The organism is Haladaptatus litoreus (assembly GCF_900156425.1).
In the GTDB taxonomy this organism is placed as follows: Archaea; Halobacteriota; Halobacteria; order Halobacteriales; family Haladaptataceae; genus Haladaptatus; species Haladaptatus litoreus.
Genome location: NZ_FTNO01000001.1, coordinates 1,891,974 through 1,909,201, shown reverse-complemented (window position 1 = coordinate 1,909,201; position 17,228 = coordinate 1,891,974). Strand labels below are relative to the sequence as shown.

The window sequence follows — 17,228 nt, the reverse complement described above, 5'->3', positions numbered from 1 at the left end:
CGCGATTACTCACCCTCGCTCCCCCACCGAATTGTTCGACAGGGTGTTTCCTTGCGAGGATGCTGAGACGATGATGTCCCGTCGGTTGTCCGCGCCGGTGTTGCCAGCGACGCGATTGTCGTTGCTCGAAATGAGCAGGATTCCGGTGTCACTGCTATTCGAAACGCGGTTGCGGAGGACGGCGTTTTCGTCGCTCGCCCGGAGGCGAACGCCCACGGGGTTCCCCAGTGCGGTGTTCGATTCGACCGTGTTGTTTCGCGCATTGTCCGCGAGATAAATCCCGTAAAATCGGTTCGTCACTCGATTGTCACGGATGCGGTTGTCGTTGGCAGCGGAGAGCCACAGTCCCGCGATTTCGTTCTCGCTCGCCACGCTTCCGCGGACCGTGTTATCACTCGCACCGAGCAGGGCGACCCCGAACTCGTTGCCGCGGGCGACCGTATCGACAAGGCTGTTCCCCCGCGCTTCGACGAGTTGCACGCCCACCAGCGCGTTTTCACTTGCCGTCGTGTTCCGGAGCGTGTTGTTTTCGCTCGCGCCGACGAGGAAGACGCCCGCCACCGCGTTCTCCCGGGCGGTGTTGTTCACGACGGTTCCGCCGCGGAGCGAGACGAGCGAGAGGCCGACGCGGTTTCGAGCCGTCGTGGTATCTCTGACGGTTGCGTTCTGTACGCCCGTGAATCGAATTCCGTCGTCCCAGTCAGTTGCGGCCGCGTTCCGAACTGTGACGTTTTGTCCCCCCGTGACGAGGACGCCAGCGGAACCGAACGCGCTGACGCCGTCGATGTCGTTTCCTCGCCCGTCGAACACCACGTTGTCCGCCGTGATGCGGATGCAGGTGTCCTCCGAGGCATTCGTCACGTCGCTCGTCAGGGCGTAGCGACCCGGATTCGAAATCGTCGTGCAGGAATCAACCGAGGTGACGGAATCACCGGTCTGCGCTCCGTGCTCGCTCACGGAAGCGGCGTGTTGCGGGACAGCGGCCTGTTGGCCCGCTGTCCCGCCGACACCTGGAACCAGTGTGAACGCCAGTGCAACCGACAGTACGACCCAAACTGTTCGCATGCTCCGGTTCTCGTGCCCCTCGAAGTTCGTTATTCGCCCCAATCGTGCCGGTATCCCTGATTGTCGGGGGATACGTTCGCGTTTCCGCGGTTGTCGCTTCGAAGTAGTCGTCGTCTGCTTACGGCTGCAGCCGCCCGAGAAGCGGAATCTCTTCGATTTTTGCTACGGGCAGTTCCTCCCAATCGATTCCCGACGGGCGCGAAAACGGCGTTTTCGTGCGTATCTCTCGGTCGGGAGTAACGAGTACGTCCATCGGAACGTCGTAGGGTTCGAGTCGAATATCGTCTTCGACCACCTGCATCTCGTGAACCGTCGAGGCAATCGTCGTTTGCTCGTCCACCAGTCCCATCTCGTGTAACACCGCGTATTCGAGGTCGCTGTACCCTTCTCCCTTCCCGACTCGCGCGCCGTCGTCCGTCACCGCTACGCTCCCCGAGACGACGAAATCGACAGAGGCCATCTCGTCCGGCGCGACTGGTTCGGCGTAGTCGTCCATCTTCGAAACCGTGGCGGCAGCGTCCGTATCCTCGATTTCCGCCGGGTCGAGTTTCATGAACGGTTTTTCGTCCCGCAGTCGCGGCTGAGCCATGTAGACGACTTTCCCCTCGCGGAGCGCACGCCGCCGGACGGGGAGTTGCGGCGAATCCGGATTCGCTTTTATCACGTTCGCCTTGTTCCACCCTGGCAGCCCAGCGAGTCGTTCCGCCGCCTCCTTCGCGCCCGCGAAATTGGGGATTCGTCCGTGTGGCGGAAACGGAAATCGGGCGACACCCTCGTCTTCCAACCGCGTCCAGATTCGTTCGCGGAGGTCGTCTTTGGTCATACCGGGACTGATTCGTCTTCGTATAAAAATCGATGGTGTGTCAATTCTCCATTCGGGGTAACAATAATTGCCACAACGGCTTTGCCGGTGACAGTCGTCACTCGTTCGATGGCAAAATACGTTTCACTGGTGAAAATCCGCGGTTCCGTACAGAACGCCCAAAAATTGGCGTCGTCGCTTGGAAATCTCGCCAGCGAAGTCGAGGAGTACGATGCCGAAATCGACGCGAGTTACGCGATTCTCGGCGAGTACGACTTCATGGTCGTCTTCGACGCACCGGACAGAAACGCCGCGTTCCGGGCGTCGATAGCCATCGAGAATCAGGGCCTCGACACGCAGACGATGGAAATCGTCCCCGTAGAGGAGTTCGCAGGTCTCGTAGAGGATTAGTCGGTTGGCGTTTCTAGTCGTGGTAGATTCGTCTCTCGGAGTTCTGCTTGCTTTGCTAGGCAGGGATGTCTCTACGGGTTCGTCTGTAACCCTCTTGTCTTGAACGATGGGCGTACCAACCGTTCGGTACGACCCGCACGATTCGCTGGAAAGCGGCGCTTGACACCCAGCAAGCAGTCGATAACAAAGCCAACACGCTCCGTTTCGATGGGTCGTGTTCAGGTTCCGAAGATTGGTCGCACATACGATTACCGTCGTCCTCGTCGTTAGCCTGCTCTTCGTGGCGATGATGGGCGTCTGGCCGCCAGCCTACACGGTTATCAGCGGGAGCATGGCCCCGAACATCGAGCAGACGGATGTCGTCGTCGTCATGGAGGAACATCGGGTGACGCCGCCCGGGAGTCGCTCCGGCGTCGTCTCCGCCCGCACTGGCAGAAATCAGAGCTATCGGTCGCTCGGCGATTCGGGGGACGTACTCGTCTTCCAACCGAACGGCGACGATTCTGCGATACCGGTTCTCCATCGTGCCCGATTTTGGGTCGAGAAGGGAGAAAACTGGTACGGGAAGGCGAATCCGGCGTATCTCGCGAAGGCGGACAACTGCGCCGAACTACGGAACTGCCCGGCCCCACATTCCGGATTCATCACGAAAGGCGACGCCAACGGCTACTACGACCAAGCGGTGACGATTTCGGAACCGGTGCGCCCCGGATGGATTGTCGGCGTCGCCGTCACCCGCATTCCCGGACTCGGGAAAGTCAAACAGGTTACGCCGGACTTCGCCGTGCCTGGATTTCTTTCTCCGAAATCCCCGGAACACCCAGCGCTCGCCACTCAGTCCCGGAGCAAGGCGACGCTCAGCAGTTTGCCGCCGCCGCAAACCGTCGCTTCGCGGGTCAGCGCGTACAACACGCCAGCGCGGTCGGTTTCGACTTCCTGTAACACCTCGTACGTTGCGGGGTCGTAGAGGGTTCCGATTCGTTCACCGGCGGCGACTTCGTCGCCGAGTTCGTGATTCGATTCGACCACGAACAGGCCCGAATCGGTGGCATCCACCCGACCAAGGTGATTTCGTGCGAGTTCCCAATCGCCGTTTTCGACGGGCGACCGCTGGAGCATATCGAGTTCTCGGCAGACGTTCAGCAGGCCGGTCAGGCCGGTTTCGACCGCATTCTCCACGATTTCCTTGTTGTGCGCGAGTTCCGGTGTAATCGAGGGGATTCCTTCGCGGGTGGCCGCGACGCGGAACTTTCCGCCGAAATCGCGCTCGCTCCACTCCACGTCAGCGTCGTCGCCCGCCTGTTCCGACAGGAGGAGGTCGGTGCCGAACGCTTCCGCCAGCGCGCGGGATTCCGCGTTGTTCTCCATGAACACGACGTGGGTCATCATGTTCGGACTGCCCGTGTGGAGGTCGACGATGGCGTCCGCGTCCGTCGCGTACTCCCAGAGGGTCGCCGCCATGCGCTCGTGGAGGGTGCCCTCCTCGTCGCCGGGCCAAACCCGGTTCATGTTCGGGTTGATGCTGTCCAACTGCTCGGGCGTGGTGTAGGACACTCGGTCGAACGTGAGGGGGTCTGCGACCGGCACCGCGACGATTTTTCCGGCGAGTTCGTCCGGGTCGATTTCCTCGTGGAAGCGCCGAAGCACTTCGCTCCCGTTGATTTCCCGCCCGTGCTGTGCGGCCTGCACGTACAGGGTCGGGCCGTCGTCCGCGCCATCGTAGGTGTGAACCGTCGTTTCGAGTTCGACGCCGGAGGGGAGTCGAGCGAGCGGTACGCGTTCCGCGCTGTGTCCTGCCATCGGGTAAATCACTGCGGTGGAGACAGTATGAACGTACCGAACTCAGAAAGTGATTCACACGCAAAGTGTTCGGGTTGACGAACGAATCGAGAGATTTAGTATAAAAAGACGAGCCATCTAGTGAAAGTGAAACGGAGGGGATGACGGATTCGGCTCTGCCGCAGGACGCTACCTTTTACTCCCGTCGCCGTATCGGATTCGATAGATGTACTCGCGGGAGCATTTCCTCATCGGCGTGGTCGTCTCGGGCCTCCTCCTCGTGCCGCTTTCGGAGCGGTTCGGAACCCTCCTCCTTGCCGGGTTGTTCGTCTACGGCGTCCTTCTCTCCGTCTTCATCGACTTAGACCACTTCGTCCTCACCCGGATTCGAACCGGGAGTTGGCGACATCTCACGGCCTGTCTGAAAAATCCGGTTGCTGCTTTCGGCGACCAAGACTGGGTGTTCGAAGACGTGGATAGCGAGGATTTGGAGCACGAACGTATTTTGTCGCACGTCTTCCTCGGGGGTGTACTGGTGGCACTCTCGGTGTTCGTCTCGCCAGCAGTCGCGGTGTTTACTGCTGTCGTTCTTTATTTTCACGTTCTTGCTGATTTACTGCGGGATACTGATGTGTTGTAGGAATCTGATGGAAACGGGTGTCTCTCGAAACTAACCAAAACTCGTGGCGCGTGCATCGGCAGGCCTGAGGCAGTTCCGAAGGCCTGCCGATTATCGCGCGAGGGATGAGTGAACGAGCGTCAGCGAGTGAGCGAATCGGTTGGGGAGGGAGTGGTCGGTTGCGGTGCGGTCGCGGTTTTCATTGTTGTCGTGATTTGCTTCCTCCCGTTTGAGTAGATTGTGTTTCAGCAAATCACGGCTCCAAACGAAGCCCTCGCACGCTGTCAGTGCAAGCCTCCGGGCGAGATGCCCTTCCGCTCGCACCAGCGCGTGCCGAATTGTTTTTGTCCCACTCGTCAAGCATGACTGTATTCTTCCCAGTTGAACCATCTCGTTTCTCCATTCTCCGTATCTCGTTGGCAACAAAATATTTCGTGGTTCCCGCTGTCGGTTTCACTGGAATGACTGAAATCTACCAGCGGTTGGAGTCAGAGCTAGAAGAGAAGGGCGAAATCATGGTGAAGACGGCTGGTGGGGAGGAACTCGAACTCCACACCCACAACGTCGAGTTCGAGGAAGACCCGTACATCAAAATCGAGGCCGACGACGAGGTTCACTGGGTAGACGCGAACCACATCGCTCACTATTGGATTCACGAGGAAATTTAAGCCGAATCCCGTCTCGATTCGATCGAATCGTGACGAAAATCGGTTCGAACTCTAATTCGGTTCGAACCCTGCTTTCAGTTCGAACTCGGATTCGGCACGTGACCGCGGCGGAATTTTTTGAGCGTTCGATAAACCGGGAACAGCGCGTCCTCCAGTCGTCCCGAAACGCCCGTCGGGTGGGAACAAACGATGACCGGAACGCCGGCGAGTTTAGCGTAGGAAACAACGCGGTCGGGCGTACTGCCGAACACCCAGCGCTTCAGCAGGCGGGTTCGGGACGCGCCGATGACCAACACGCTGTCGTGTTCGTCGGCGGCGGCGACCAACCCCTCGGCGACTGTGTCGGCCTGCCTGTCGTGCGTCTGCACATTCGGTACGTCCCCGAGTTCCGACAGCGTCCCGTCGAGGTCTTCCGCCGTGCCGCCTCTACCTCCCGGAGTCACGTTGGCGACGTGAACCTCGGAACCGCTTCGTCCGAGTGCGTTCGCGAGCGAGAGTGCGGACTGATGGTGTGGGCCGCCGCCGGTTCCAACCGTGACGCTGTCGAGGGTCGGTGACTCCTCGCCGAATCCGTCCACGAACAGCACGTCGCAGGGCGAGTCGTACTCCACCGCCTCCGCGATGTCTTCGTGTTCTTTGGGGTAGCCCATCAGAATGAGGTCAGCTTCGTCCTCACGAGCGGTGTTCAGAATGTCGAAGGAAACGCTCCGACAGATGTGTCCTTCGACGGTGTAGTCCACATCCAAATCCGCCTCGGCGAGGGTGTCGAGCAGGCGGTCTGCTCGCGCCTCGGCGGTCTCGGCCATGTCGTCGCTGGATGTCTGTTCGGGAATCTGGGTGACGTTGACGACCTGCACGAGTGGATTTTCCTCCCGCATTGCCCCTATTTTCCCGGCCAGACGAACGTGCTCCTCCGCATTGTACATCCTGGCGACCGGCACGAGAACGCGGTATCTGTCCTCGTCTGCTCGTTCTGTATTCCCTGCGCCCGCTTCCTCGACGACCGACTCTCCGCCATCTACGGCGCTCGGTTCTCCGCCGTTCGTCGCGGGGGAGCGTGCGGCGACGGTTCGCGTCATCATTTCGTCGGTATCGGGTGCGCCGCCCCACAGGAGATACGCTCCGACCAGTGTGACCTCCGCCGCGATTCCGGCGACGATGCCGCGAGGTGGCAAGTTCGTGATGAGCGCGAGGTTCGCCAGCACGCCGACTATCGGAAGCCACGGAACGAGCGGGACTTTCAGCGGGCGCTCCATCTCCGGGAACCGCCGCCGGGAGAGGATGAGCGCGACGTTGACTACGGCGAGTGGCGCGAGCAAGTTCAGATTTGCAAATCCGGTGAGCGCTCCCAAACCGAGATGAATCGGGGTGATTCCGCCCTCCGCCGGAAACAGCGCGATGAACGCCACGACGAGTGCGACGATGGTTCCGGTGCAGGCCACCACGCTCCAAAACGGCGTGCCGTATTCCGAATGAATGCGCGAGAATCGTCGCGGTGCCTGTCCCTGTTTTCCCATCAGCGACCCGATGCCGCTAGCCGCGAGAATCGAGGCGTTCGAGGCGCTCACCATGCTGAAGATGGCTCCGGCGACGATGAGCCACTTTCCGAAACTCCCGAGGAAATCGGAGGCGACTTTCCCCATCGCGGTTTCACCTTGCTGTTGGATGATTTGCGGGTCGGTCGGCGAGTTCATCATCGCCACGATGACGAAGATGTACAGCACGGTGACCGTGATGATGCTCGCGCCGATGGCTTTCGGCACCGTCTCTTTCGGATTGATGATTTCGCCCGCACTCGCCGCGATGGCCGAGAAGCCGAAGAACGTGATGAACGCGACGGCGGCGATGGAGATGATACCCGTCGGGCCACCTTTTGCGAATCCGCCGACGAACGTGTCCACCGTCGCGGACGGCGCTTGGTACGCGAGCGCGCCGCCGATGAACGCCAGCAAGACGGCGACTTTCGCGCCCGTGACGAACACCTGAAACGTTCCGCTCTCTTCGGTTCCGCGGGCGTTCAGCACGCCGAGGAGGATTGCGGTCGCCACCGCGACGGTGCCGTGGGGTATCGAGATGCCGTGCGGAATGATGAACTGGTGGAACCACTCGCCCATCGTGGCGAGGTAGAACGCGGTCGTCGCGGAGTAGCCGAGAAACAGCGAGGCACCGACCGCGAAGAGCAGTCGGTCGTCCTCGAACGTTCGCGAGGAAAAGAGGTAGCCGCCGCCGTTTTCCGCGTAAATCGACGCGAATTCGGAGTAGGAAGCCGCAGTTACGCCTGCAATCGCCGCCGCGATGACGAACGAGATAACTGCGTTACTGCCGACTTGGGCGATTGCGGTTCCCGAGAGCGAGAAGATACCCGCGGCAATCATCGTCCCTAATCCTATCGCGAACGCGACGCGAAATCCCAACGTACGGGTATGCTCTGCCATATCCGGAATCGTACCGTACCGAAGTGGAGAAGGGTTGGGGCTGAATGTGCAAGCAACCGTGTCCAATACCATTACTTCATAAACGGTAGAATACAACTACCGCCGTGCTATGGGTCGAATTTCTGCAGAACAACTCGGGCTCCTTCCAAAGAGAAATATCCTTACGCTGTGGGTGAAAACACCCCGACAAGAATGATACGGAGGGTAACGCATGCGCGTCATCATCGTCGGCGCTGGTGAGGTCGGTTCGTCCATCGCTCAAAGTCTCGCCGACTCCCACGAAGTCGTGGTTGTAGACCGAGACGGAGAGCGCGTGGACTCGCTCACGTACTCCATCGACGTGCTCGCAATCGAGGGCGACGGCACCTCGCTCGCCACGCTCCAAGAGGCAGGCATCGAAGAAGCGGATATGGTCATCGCCAGCACCGACGACGACGAGACGAACCTCGTCATCTGCGGGACGGCGAAAACCATAGACGACCCGTTCACCATCGCGCGGGTGAAGAAGGTCGATTACCTCGATACATGGGAACACGCAGAACAGGCCGCGTTCGGCGTCGATTTCATGGTCTGTACGAACCTGCTCACTGCGATGGATATCGTTCGCGTCATCGGTCTTCCCGCCGCGCGCGACGTTGACCCCTTCGCAGGTGGCGAAGTACAGATGGCCGAGTTCGAAGTTCGGGCCGACAGTCCGGTGGCAAATCAGACGGTTCGACAGGCAGACCGCTTCGAATCGCTCACGTTCGCCGCGATTCTCCGAAACGGCGACGTGGACATTCCGGGCGGAGAAACCGTGATTCAAGCCGACGACAAGGTGGTCGTCATCGGCAGTCCGGAAAGCGTCCAGCAGTTCGCACTCGAAGTCGCACCCGACGAAACGCCGGACGCGGACAAGGAATTGGTCGTCATCGGCGGAAGCGAAATCGGCTTTCACACGGCTCGACTGCTCGAAGACCGGGATTTGCGTCCGAGGCTCATCGAGCAAGACCATGAGCGCGCGCGGGAACTGGCCGAAGACCTCCCGAAAACCATGGTCATGGCGAGCGACGCGACCGACGCGGAGTTCCTCGCCCGTGAACACGTGGACGAAGCGGACGTGGTCGTCGCCGCCTTGGAAAACGATGAGAAGAACCTCCTCGTCTCGGTGCTGGCCAAACAACTCGGCGCGGAACGCTCGATTGCAATCGTCGAGGACGCCGAATACGTCTCGCTGTTCGAGGCGGTCGGTATCGACGTGGCAATCAACCCACGCGAGGTGACAGCCGAGGAAATCACGCGTTTCACCCGCGAAGACCGCGCCGAGAACATCGCGCTCATCGAGAACGACCGCGCGGAGGTGTTGGAAATCGAAATCGACGCCGACAGCGTCCTCACCGACCGCCCCATCCACGAGGCGGTCGCAGACCTTCCCCCGGGCGTCGTTATCGGCGCGATTACGCGGAACGGGAAGTTCGTCGTTCCGCGCGGTGAGACGGTCGTGAAGGAACACGACCATATCGTACTATTCGTCGATACGAACGTCTTGAGCGAAGTGAACGACGTGATATGAACCTCCACGTCGAGTGGCGGGCCAGCGTGAGTCTCGTCGGTACCGTCGTCAAATGGCTCTCTGTCCCGCTTCTGTTTCCGCTCATCATCGCGGCCTACTACGGCGAGTTGGGCGCTATTCGAACCTTCGTTACGACCATCGTCATCGCGCTGGTGGTCGGCAGTTCGCTCGAACGTCTCGACCCCGACCCCGACCTCGGCGCACGCGAGGGGTTCCTGATGGTCGCACTGACGTGGTTCGCGGTGTCGATAGTCGGCGGTTTGCCCTACGTCATCGCTGGAAACCAAATCACCCTTCTCGGGCAGTTTCCGTTCATCAACGTCGTCTCCAGCCCCTCGACGCTCGCAGACCCGGTCAACGCGCTGTTCGAGAGCATGAGTGGTTTCACGACGACGGGAGCGACAGTCATGGGCGACATTTCGTTCGACACGCACTCCCGCGCACTGCTGATGTGGCGGCAGTTGACCCAGTGGCTCGGCGGCATGGGTATCGTCGTTCTCGCCGTCGCTATCTTGCCGGAACTGTCGGTGGGTGGCGCACAGTTGATGGACGCGGAAGCGCCCGGCCCGGGCATCCAGAAGCTCACGCCGAAAATCGCGGAAACCGCGCGCGCCCTCTGGAAAGCGTATCTCGGCATTACGGCGCTGGAAATCGTCCTGCTTTACGGACTGTTCCGTCTCGGCCCACTCGTCGGGCAACCCCTCGCGCCCAATATGACCCTGTACAACGCCGTCGCGCACGGCTTTACGACGATGTCAACCGGCGGCTTCTCGCCGGAGGCGAGAAGCATCGAAGCGTTCTCCGCGGTGGTGCAGTGGCTCCTTATCCCCTTCATGGTCGCCGCGGGGACGAACTTCGCGCTGTTCTGGCACGTTTTGAGCGGCGACCCGCGAAAATTGACTCGCGACGCGGAGTTCAGATTTTACGTCGGCGTGATGGCCGTCCTCTCCGCGATTTTGACCGCCCTGCTCTTTACGCATCAGGGACTGGTCTTCGTCCCCGGCGGCGCACCTATCGCGGGCAACTTCGAATCGTCGCTTCGACACGCCGCCTTCCAAGTCGCTTCCATCGTCACGACGACGGGGTACGCGAGCATGGACTTCAACACGTGGAACAGTTCCGCGCAGTATCTCTTGTTCGCGGCGATGCTCATCGGCGGGAGCGCCGGTTCGACTGGCGGTGCAATCAAAATCGTTCGCTGGTACGTCATCCTGAAATCGCTTCGCCGGGAACTGTTCACGACGGTTCACCCCGAAGCGGTTCGACCGCTCCGTCTCGGCGGGCGCGCACTTGACGAACGCGCAGTCCGCGGCATTTACGTCTTCACCCTGCTCTATCTCGTCATCTTCCTCGTCAGTGCGCTCCTCCTCTTCCTCGATGCGGAGCGCGCTGGTGGCCCGAATCTGAACACGTTGGAGGCACTCTCCGCAGTTGCCGCCACGCTCGGCAACGTCGGCCCGGGCTTCCAACTGCTCGGCCCGATGAACAGCTATCTCCCGTTTTCGGACACCTCGAAACTGTTCATGGTCGCACTGATGTGGATCGGCCGACTCGAAATCCTGCCAGTGTTGGTTCTGCTGACGCCCGCCTACTGGCGGTCGTAGCACATTCTGTTTTCAAAAAAGAAATCGACAGACAGCTACCCGAACAGTCGCTCTCGGAGCGACCGCGAGTGTGCTTTCTCGGCGAGGAGAACGGAACAGTCCACGTCGTTCACCACGTCGAGCGCGAGCGACCCACGGACGAGGCGCGAAAGCAGCCCTTTCTCTGTTGCGCCGATGATGAGCATCGAACAGTCCCGCGCGGCCCGTTCGATTGCCGTTTCCACGTCGCCGTTTTCGACGATGAGGTTCGCGTCGGCCAACTCGTGTTCGTCGGCCCAGTCGGCGAGGAACTGCTCGCCGTCTTCTTCACCATCGTCGGCGACGTAGAGGAGCGACACCTCGGAGTCGTACTCCGACTGGAGCATCCGCGCGATTGCGGCGCTGAGGGCGGAGTCCGGTCCACCGGCGGTCGGAACGAGCACCCTGCTGGGGTCGAAGCCGCGGTCGCGGTAGACGACCACGTCGCAGGGCAGGTCGTTCGTCAGTTCGTCCATGGCGCTTTCTGCGCGTCCGGGCGACCCGTGGCTATCTTTGCCCCAACCCATCACCACGAGGTCTGCATCGTGGCTTCGGGCCGCGTCGAAGATTTCCTCGAACGAGCGGTGAGAGAGGATGGTGTGGGTTTCGACCGGAACGCCGAACGTTTCGGCGTCCTCGCGGGCGCTTTGGAGCAGTTCCTTGGACTCCGAATCGAGTTTCTCGACGTGTTTGGCACCACTCGCGAGCGGCGTCTGGTCTGGCACCTGCACGATGTGGGTTGCGACGACGGTGCCGCCACGTTGACTCGCAACCGCGCTGGCGAGCGAAATCAGGTCTTTTTCGTTTTCCGGGTTCGCCAGCGGAACCATCACGCGGTAGTCGCCGCCATCCGGTTTGACCGACGCTGCCGCAGACACCGCGGGTTCGGGCATCTGTTCGGAACGGCTAAGGATGTACTTGCTAAGGATGCCCTGCTTGTCGGTTTTCTCTCTGGCGTAGAAGAAGTACCAGAGCATCCCGACCGGAATCGACGCGAGTGCGAGGATGATAACGTCCATCGGGTTGAACGCGATGAGCGCGAACGAGAGGATGGCGCCCAGAATCGGCGTTATCGGATAGAGGGGCACCCGGAAAGAGGGTTGGTACTCGTCCACGTCCGCCTCGCGCATCACGATGAGTGCGATGTTGAGCAGGCCGTAGACGATGAGATGCAGGATGCTCCCGATGTTCGCAAGCAGAGTCACGTCCCCGATGAGGATGAGCGCGAGGATGATGCCGCCCGTCACCGCGATGGAACGGTACGGCGTCCCGAAGTTTTCGTGAATCTCGTTCAGCCACGGAGTGACGAGTTTGTCACGACCCATAGCGAAGTTGATGCGCGAGGACGCCAGAATCGAAGCGTTCGCGCTGGATGCCGTTGCCAACAGGCCACCGAACGTGATGAGTCCGGCACCGAGGGCGGCAAGCCCGACGGTTCCGAAGGCGATTTCGGCCACGTCGATAACCGGTGTTCCGGTCACGGACGGAACCAGTTCCGTCCAGTTGACGACGCTCATCAGCACCACCATCACGATGGCGTAGATGATTGTCACGATGACGACACTCCCTACGACGGCGAGCGGAAGGTTTCGTCCCGGATTTTTAATTTCCTCACCGACGGTCGTAATCTGGACGAAGCCGAGATACGAGACGAAGATGAGCGCAGTCGCGGGCATGATTTGGTCGGTTCCCTGTGGGGCGAACGGTCGAAGCGTCGAGAGATCACCCTGCGTGAAACCGAGTATCGAGAACACGGTCAGGATACCGACGAGTGTGATGACGATGACGTTCTGGAGTCGTCCCGTCTCTTTCGCGCCGACGTAGTTGACGAGGACGAACAGCGCGCCAGCGATAAGTGCACCTACCTGGTCGGGGGTGAGAATCCACAGCGATGGCACTGCAACGAGCGTTTTCACGTAGCCGCCGAACCCGAGCATGTAGAACGCCGAGGCGAAGGCGAGTCCTATCCAGTTGCCGAGTCCGGCGATTGAACCGAACAGCGGGCCGAGCGCGTGGTTGATGTAGTAGTACGCACCACCGGCTTTCGGCATCGCCGTCCCGAGTTCGCTGGCCGAGAGTGCCGTAAACAGCGAGATGACGCCGCCGATGACGAACGACAAGGCGACGGCAGGCCCGGCCATCTGCGCGGCCTCGCCGGGAAGGACGAAAATCCCCGCACCAATCATCGTCCCGATACCAATTGTCAAGGCGGCCAGCGGGCCGAGGTCTTTGGCGAGTTCCTCGTCCGCCATCAGTCGTCCTCCCCGTCCGGAAGAATAACGACTGGCCGATTCGTCTTCGTGGCGAGCGAGAGCGCCACGTCCCCGGTGAGGAGTTTCATCCAGCGACTGCCGCCGCGGGGCGTGAACGCGATTGCCGTGGCATCGGCCTCGTCGGCGGTTTCGAAAATAGCGTCCGCCACGTCAGTGCTGTATGCGATTTTCGTCTCGACCGGAACGCCGAGCGCATCGCAGCGTTCCCTGACGATTTCGAAAATCTCGTCCGCCTGTTCTTCGCGCTGTTCGACGGACGCCTTGTCCGGTGCACCGCCCGCTTTTTCGACGACGTGGAGGGCGATGACCCGACCACCCACCGACTCGATTCGTTTCAGTGCGGCGTCGCAGGTCGATTCGGCGTCTTTCTCGCTGGCGACCGGGAGAACGACGCGCTCTAGCAGGCTCATGTGACGTACCACCCGGTGTCGATTACCTGTCCTGTATGCCGTCGAACCGTGTTCGTCCATCGTTCTCTGTCAGAGGTATCTCTAATGGCGTGTCTGTGCGTCATGTGGCGCAGTAGTTGCGTCCGATATTCATAACAGCTACGAAAATCGTGGCGGTTCGTTACACCTCGACGGCCCAAACCGTCGTTGATTTTGGACATTCGTACACCGTTTGGAGTGTTCGTTCTACGAACTGTGCAATTCTGTTCACGTCGGCCTTCGCGCTGATTCGGACGTTCGTTCCCTCTGCCTCTTCCGGACTCTCCAACTGCTCGATTTTGAACGCTGGGAACTCACGAAGGAGGTTTTTGAGACGGTCGAGTTCCTCGTCGGTGCAGTCGAGATTGAGCGTTTGGTCGCCGAACTGTATCCACGGCGGGGCCTCCTCGACTTCGGCGTCTTCGCCTCCCGATTCGCCTTCTCTTTCGGATTCGTCTTCCATTTCGGCGGGTTCGAAATCGTATTCGACCAGCAGCGTGCAGAACGGACTACCGCGCTCGCGGTGGGCGGTGATGGCATCCATAACGAGCTTTCGTCGTCCTTTCGGCGTGTCGGCGCTGAATCTGCTCATACGGGGAAATTGGTGACCCGACACCAAAAACCCGAACGCTCGGACGGTTTCTTTAAGCCTTTATGCGATGGCGATGGAGGTGTGAGCATGAACCCGAACATCTTGATTCTGGGTGCGCCCGGTGCCGGAAAAGGAACTCAGAGCGCGCGAATCGCCGACGAGTTCGACGTCGAACACGTCACGACGGGCGATGCACTCCGCGCGAACAAACACATGGAGACGGAGCACGGAACGCCCGCGAGTTTCATGGACGCCGGGGAACTCGTCCCCGACCCAGTGGTCAACGAAATCGTCAACGCCGCCCTCTCGGAGGCCGACGGCTACGTCCTCGACGGCTACCCGCGAAACCTCTCGCAGGCGGAGTATCTGGACGACATCACAGACCTCGATGTCGTGCTCTACCTCGACGTAGACGAAGAGGAACTCGTTCACCGACTGACGGGGCGCCGACTCGACCCCGAAACGGGTGACATCTATCACGTCGAGTACAATCCGCCGGAAGACGAGGAAGTCGAAGCGCGACTCGAACAGCGCGACGACGACGATGAGGAGACGGTTCGAGAACGACTGCGCGTCTACCGCGAAAACACCGAATCCGTCATCGACCACTACGAGGAGACGGGCGAACTCGTCCGTATCGACGGCGAGCAGACGCCTGACGAAGTGTGGGGCGACATCAAGGAAACGGTCGAACGCGAAGCCTGACGAGGCAGAAACGACCCTATTCGAACGACAGTTCTTTTTCGCGCGGCGCAGGGGATTCCGTTTCGAGGAGTCTATCCAGTCGGTGTTCGAACTCGGTTTCGCCGATGTCGCCGTTGGCGTAGCGTTTCCGCAGTGTTTCGAGTGCGTCCAACTCCTGTTCGTCTTCGATTTGGATCGTTTCGTCGGCGGATTCACTCCACTGACTGACTACCCACGCGACGAACGTGAGAAAGACGCCTAAAACGAGTGCTTCCGGTGCCAAGGCACCTGTAATCGCAACGAGGGGGACGAGAAAGACGAGGATGATGCAGAACGTAGCCGTCCGCCAGAAGTCGTCTTCGGGAAGCAGTTGGTTCAACGTACCGCTCATGTCGTGTGATTCATGTGAGTACGACAATAGTTTTTGGTTGCCCACGATTTGAGTTTGCTCGAAAATAGTATTTTGAGGTGGTTTTCGAAGACCGTTCCTCGGTTCACCGTAAAGCGGTTGTCCGACTAACAGTCGTCCTGTTCGTCCGAGTCGCCTTCCTGCCCGCCGTCACCGTTCGCTCCATCGCCCTGTTCAGTATCGTCTTCCGTTCCGTCGTTCGACGGGCCGAAGTCGTAGGACGTGTCCGTGTCGCTCTGGACTTCCTCGACAGGTTCGCCGTCGTAGTAGAACTGAACCGTCACCGAACCGTCGTCGCTGGTGCTGACTGTCACCAGTCCGCTTCCGGCGGTTCCGGACTCGCCTTCGCTCGTCTCGTATGTTACGTTGTCACCGAGAGAACCTCCATGTCCGTCGTTTCGAATGACGAACCCGGCGAGGTTGTCCTCCGTATCCACGCCGAGAGAGACGATGGTAATGGATACCTCACAATTCCCGGGTAACTCATAGTCCTCGCCGCTATCACAAGCAGATTCAGGCTCGTTCGTCGAGTCCATCACGTCGTCTCCGCTCGTCTGAACGCCGGAGACGCCTCCGGCGAACGCGACTGTGCTGGCGATGAGGGCCAGTGCGATAAACAGAACCGATAGCGTTCTGGATTCGTGCGTTGATTTCATGGTGTTGTCACCGTCATAGTGGTAGTCCGCATCACGACCTCGACCGTAGGGGTAACCTCTTGCCGAGCCGTTGCGGTGATTTGACGTTTGGAGTAAGATACAATAATTAACTGCCTGTTAAAATAACAGTAATTAAATAAGTCTATTGTATGATGGTCTTTCACTCACCCGACGTCTCCCGTCTTTATGTATCCGCTAACCGTCATCGACACGCCAAATTTCGGTGAGCGAATCAAACCCTCCAACTGTTCACCTCTCTCCTCGTGTCGATGGCGAAGGTTGATTAATGGCGAACGTCAAATCCGACGTAATGGCACGGACAGCGCAGAAAGTGGAATCGCTTATCGCCGAGGATTCGGCGATGGCCGACGCTCTCTCGGTCGTCTACGAACGAACCGACGAAGGGTCGGACGAAGTCGAGTGGGGTGACGTGAGCGACGACATCACGAGCGGTCAGTGGGGTCGCATGATAGAGAAGGGTATCCTCGTGGACGGGATTCACGGATTCGAACTCGCCAATCCCGACGCAGTGGAAAGCGCGCTCGACGGTTCGACGGGGTCCACTGCCGCCACCGCCTCGTCCCCCGACGTGGACGACGTGGAAGGCACGACGTGGTCGAAATGGGACAAACTCGCGGCGGTGGCCAGCATCGGCCTGTTCGCGGGGTACTCCATCAAATCGGTTCGCGGCGTCGTCGGCGGGGCCGTCGACGTATTTATCGGCCCGATAGAATCGGCGGTTCCGTTTTACGTCGTCATCATGATTCTCGCGATGCTGACGGGACTGTACTCCACGCTCTTGCAGGACAACCTAATGGATATGGACAAAATGGGTGCGTACCAACAGCGGATGAAGGACATTCAGAAGCGCCAGAAGGAAGCCCGCGAGAAGGGCGACGAGCAGGAGATGGAGCGCATCCGCGAAGAACAGATGGAAGCGATGGGCGACCAGATGGGCATGTTCAAAGAGCAGTTCCGGCCGATGGTCTGGACGATGTTCCTGACCATTCCGGTCTTCCTCTGGATGTACTGGCGAATCGGTACGGATACCGGTGCAGTCGTCCCGCAGCAAATCATCATTCCGATGGCGGGTGGCCCGATTCCATGGCAAGAGGGCATCCTCGGACCGATGCAAGCGTGGATCATCTGGTATTTCCTCTGCTCGATGGCGTTCACACAACTCATCCGCAAAGCACTGAACATCCAGACGACGCCGACGTAAGTTCAAAACCT

The 17,228-nt window shown here is 59.9% G+C and carries 17 protein-coding genes; 7 read left to right on the top strand and 10 right to left on the bottom strand.

Annotated features, from left to right (window positions below; genetic code table 11):
• Positions 1-9 precede the first annotated feature (9 nt).
• Together BW974_RS10065 and BW974_RS10060 are read right to left on the bottom strand one after the other, a co-directional pair.
• Complete coding sequence (locus BW974_RS10065) at positions 10-1,065, bottom strand: right-handed parallel beta-helix repeat-containing protein (protein WP_084186226.1); 1,056 nt, start codon at positions 1,063-1,065, stop codon at positions 10-12.
• A 118-nt stretch (positions 1,066-1,183) separates the two neighbouring features.
• Entirely contained in the window at positions 1,184-1,888 is a 705-nt protein-coding gene (locus BW974_RS10060; RefSeq protein ID WP_076429992.1) for a 5-formyltetrahydrofolate cyclo-ligase, read from the bottom strand.
• Positions 1,889-1,996: 108 nt separating this feature from the next.
• Here BW974_RS10060 and BW974_RS10055 point away from each other — a divergent pair, with 108 nt between their 5' ends.
• Positions 1,997-2,278, top strand: coding sequence for a GYD domain-containing protein (locus tag BW974_RS10055; protein ID WP_076429991.1), 282 nt, complete (start codon positions 1,997-1,999; stop codon positions 2,276-2,278).
• An 834-nt stretch (positions 2,279-3,112) separates the two neighbouring features.
• Here BW974_RS10055 and BW974_RS10045 read toward each other — a convergent pair.
• Positions 3,113-4,078: a succinylglutamate desuccinylase/aspartoacylase family protein gene (locus tag BW974_RS10045; protein ID WP_076429990.1), complete on the bottom strand. Its 966-nt coding sequence runs from the start codon at positions 4,076-4,078 to the stop codon at positions 3,113-3,115.
• Between the two features lie 205 nt (positions 4,079-4,283).
• Between BW974_RS10045 and BW974_RS10040 the strand changes: the two genes are divergently transcribed.
• Positions 4,284-4,697, top strand: a complete 414-nt coding sequence (locus tag BW974_RS10040; protein WP_076429989.1) for a hypothetical protein — start codon at positions 4,284-4,286, stop codon at positions 4,695-4,697.
• A 90-nt stretch (positions 4,698-4,787) separates the two neighbouring features.
• Here the strand turns inward: BW974_RS10040 and BW974_RS10035 are convergent, their stop codons facing one another.
• Positions 4,788-5,036: a hypothetical protein gene (locus tag BW974_RS10035; RefSeq protein WP_076429988.1), complete on the bottom strand. Its 249-nt coding sequence runs from the start codon at positions 5,034-5,036 to the stop codon at positions 4,788-4,790.
• 101 nt (positions 5,037-5,137) lie between these two features.
• On the opposite strand from BW974_RS10035, the gene BW974_RS10030 reads away from it, so the two are divergent.
• Positions 5,138-5,344, top strand: a complete 207-nt coding sequence (locus tag BW974_RS10030) for a hypothetical protein (protein ID WP_076430334.1) — start codon at positions 5,138-5,140, stop codon at positions 5,342-5,344.
• A 74-nt stretch (positions 5,345-5,418) separates the two neighbouring features.
• On the opposite strand, the gene BW974_RS10025 is transcribed toward BW974_RS10030, so the two are convergent.
• On the bottom strand, positions 5,419-7,779 hold the full coding sequence (locus BW974_RS10025; RefSeq protein WP_076429987.1) for an amino acid permease: 2,361 nt from the start codon (positions 7,777-7,779) through the stop codon (positions 5,419-5,421).
• Between the two features lie 211 nt (positions 7,780-7,990).
• On the opposite strand from BW974_RS10025, the gene trkA reads away from it, so the two are divergent.
• Positions 7,991-9,331 (top strand): Trk system potassium transporter TrkA, encoded by a 1,341-nt coding sequence (gene trkA, locus BW974_RS10020; protein WP_076429986.1) that lies wholly within the window; start codon positions 7,991-7,993, stop codon positions 9,329-9,331.
• Positions 9,328-10,935 (top strand): TrkH family potassium uptake protein, encoded by a 1,608-nt coding sequence (locus BW974_RS10015; RefSeq protein ID WP_076429985.1) that lies wholly within the window; start codon positions 9,328-9,330, stop codon positions 10,933-10,935. Before trkA ends, BW974_RS10015 begins: the two co-directional genes overlap by 4 nt.
• 35 nt (positions 10,936-10,970) lie before the next feature.
• Here BW974_RS10015 and BW974_RS10010 read toward each other — a convergent pair whose 3' ends face one another.
• From BW974_RS10010 to BW974_RS10000, 3 genes are all read right to left on the bottom strand, one after another.
• On the bottom strand, positions 10,971-13,205 hold the full coding sequence (locus tag BW974_RS10010) for an amino acid permease (protein ID WP_076429984.1): 2,235 nt from the start codon (positions 13,203-13,205) through the stop codon (positions 10,971-10,973).
• A complete protein-coding gene (locus tag BW974_RS10005; RefSeq protein WP_076429983.1) occupies positions 13,205-13,636 on the bottom strand; it encodes a universal stress protein in 432 nt (143 codons plus the stop codon). Before BW974_RS10005 ends, BW974_RS10010 begins: the two co-directional genes overlap by 1 nt.
• Positions 13,637-13,796: 160 nt before the next feature.
• Positions 13,797-14,246 (bottom strand): DUF7975 family protein, encoded by a 450-nt coding sequence (locus BW974_RS10000; protein ID WP_076429982.1) that lies wholly within the window; start codon positions 14,244-14,246, stop codon positions 13,797-13,799.
• An 87-nt stretch (positions 14,247-14,333) separates the two neighbouring features.
• Here BW974_RS10000 and BW974_RS09995 point away from each other — a divergent pair, with 87 nt between their 5' ends.
• Positions 14,334-14,951 carry an adenylate kinase gene (locus tag BW974_RS09995; protein ID WP_076429981.1) on the top strand — a complete coding sequence of 206 codons (618 nt, stop codon included), beginning with the start codon at positions 14,334-14,336 and terminating at the stop codon, positions 14,949-14,951.
• 16 nt (positions 14,952-14,967) lie between these two features.
• On the opposite strand, the gene BW974_RS09990 is transcribed toward BW974_RS09995, so the two are convergent.
• Positions 14,968-15,321, bottom strand: a complete 354-nt coding sequence (locus BW974_RS09990; RefSeq protein ID WP_076429980.1) for an SHOCT domain-containing protein — start codon at positions 15,319-15,321, stop codon at positions 14,968-14,970.
• Positions 15,322-15,446: 125 nt separating this feature from the next.
• Positions 15,447-15,995, bottom strand: coding sequence for a hypothetical protein (locus BW974_RS09985; protein WP_076429979.1), 549 nt, complete (start codon positions 15,993-15,995; stop codon positions 15,447-15,449).
• A 310-nt stretch (positions 15,996-16,305) separates the two neighbouring features.
• On the opposite strand from BW974_RS09985, the gene BW974_RS09980 reads away from it, so the two are divergent.
• Entirely contained in the window at positions 16,306-17,217 is a 912-nt protein-coding gene (locus tag BW974_RS09980) for a DUF106 domain-containing protein (protein WP_076430333.1), read from the top strand.
• The last annotated feature ends 11 nt before the right edge of the window (positions 17,218-17,228 follow it).

Excerpts from the sequence above, each read along its gene's own strand:
- BW974_RS10065 (WP_084186226.1), bottom strand. The coding sequence starts at position 1,065 with ATGCGAACAGTTTGGGTCGTACTGTCGGTTGCACTGGCGTTCACACTG.
- BW974_RS10060 (WP_076429992.1), bottom strand. The coding sequence starts at position 1,888 with ATGACCAAAGACGACCTCCGCGAACGAATCTGGACGCGGTTGGAAGAC.
- BW974_RS10055 (WP_076429991.1), top strand. The coding sequence starts at position 1,997 with ATGGCAAAATACGTTTCACTGGTGAAAATCCGCGGTTCCGTACAGAAC.
- BW974_RS10045 (WP_076429990.1), bottom strand. The coding sequence starts at position 4,078 with ATGGCAGGACACAGCGCGGAACGCGTACCGCTCGCTCGACTCCCCTCC.
- BW974_RS10040 (WP_076429989.1), top strand. The coding sequence starts at position 4,284 with ATGTACTCGCGGGAGCATTTCCTCATCGGCGTGGTCGTCTCGGGCCTC.
- BW974_RS10030 (WP_076430334.1), top strand. The coding sequence starts at position 5,138 with ATGACTGAAATCTACCAGCGGTTGGAGTCAGAGCTAGAAGAGAAGGGC.
- BW974_RS10025 (WP_076429987.1), bottom strand. The coding sequence starts at position 7,779 with ATGGCAGAGCATACCCGTACGTTGGGATTTCGCGTCGCGTTCGCGATA.
- trkA (WP_076429986.1), top strand. The coding sequence starts at position 7,991 with ATGCGCGTCATCATCGTCGGCGCTGGTGAGGTCGGTTCGTCCATCGCT.
- BW974_RS10015 (WP_076429985.1), top strand. The coding sequence starts at position 9,328 with ATGAACCTCCACGTCGAGTGGCGGGCCAGCGTGAGTCTCGTCGGTACC.
- BW974_RS10010 (WP_076429984.1), bottom strand. The coding sequence starts at position 13,205 with ATGGCGGACGAGGAACTCGCCAAAGACCTCGGCCCGCTGGCCGCCTTG.
- BW974_RS10005 (WP_076429983.1), bottom strand. The coding sequence starts at position 13,636 with ATGAGCCTGCTAGAGCGCGTCGTTCTCCCGGTCGCCAGCGAGAAAGAC.
- BW974_RS10000 (WP_076429982.1), bottom strand. The coding sequence starts at position 14,246 with ATGAGCAGATTCAGCGCCGACACGCCGAAAGGACGACGAAAGCTCGTT.
- BW974_RS09995 (WP_076429981.1), top strand. The coding sequence starts at position 14,334 with ATGAACCCGAACATCTTGATTCTGGGTGCGCCCGGTGCCGGAAAAGGA.
- BW974_RS09990 (WP_076429980.1), bottom strand. The coding sequence starts at position 15,321 with ATGAGCGGTACGTTGAACCAACTGCTTCCCGAAGACGACTTCTGGCGG.
- BW974_RS09985 (WP_076429979.1), bottom strand. The coding sequence starts at position 15,995 with ATGAAATCAACGCACGAATCCAGAACGCTATCGGTTCTGTTTATCGCA.
- BW974_RS09980 (WP_076430333.1), top strand. The coding sequence starts at position 16,306 with ATGGCACGGACAGCGCAGAAAGTGGAATCGCTTATCGCCGAGGATTCG.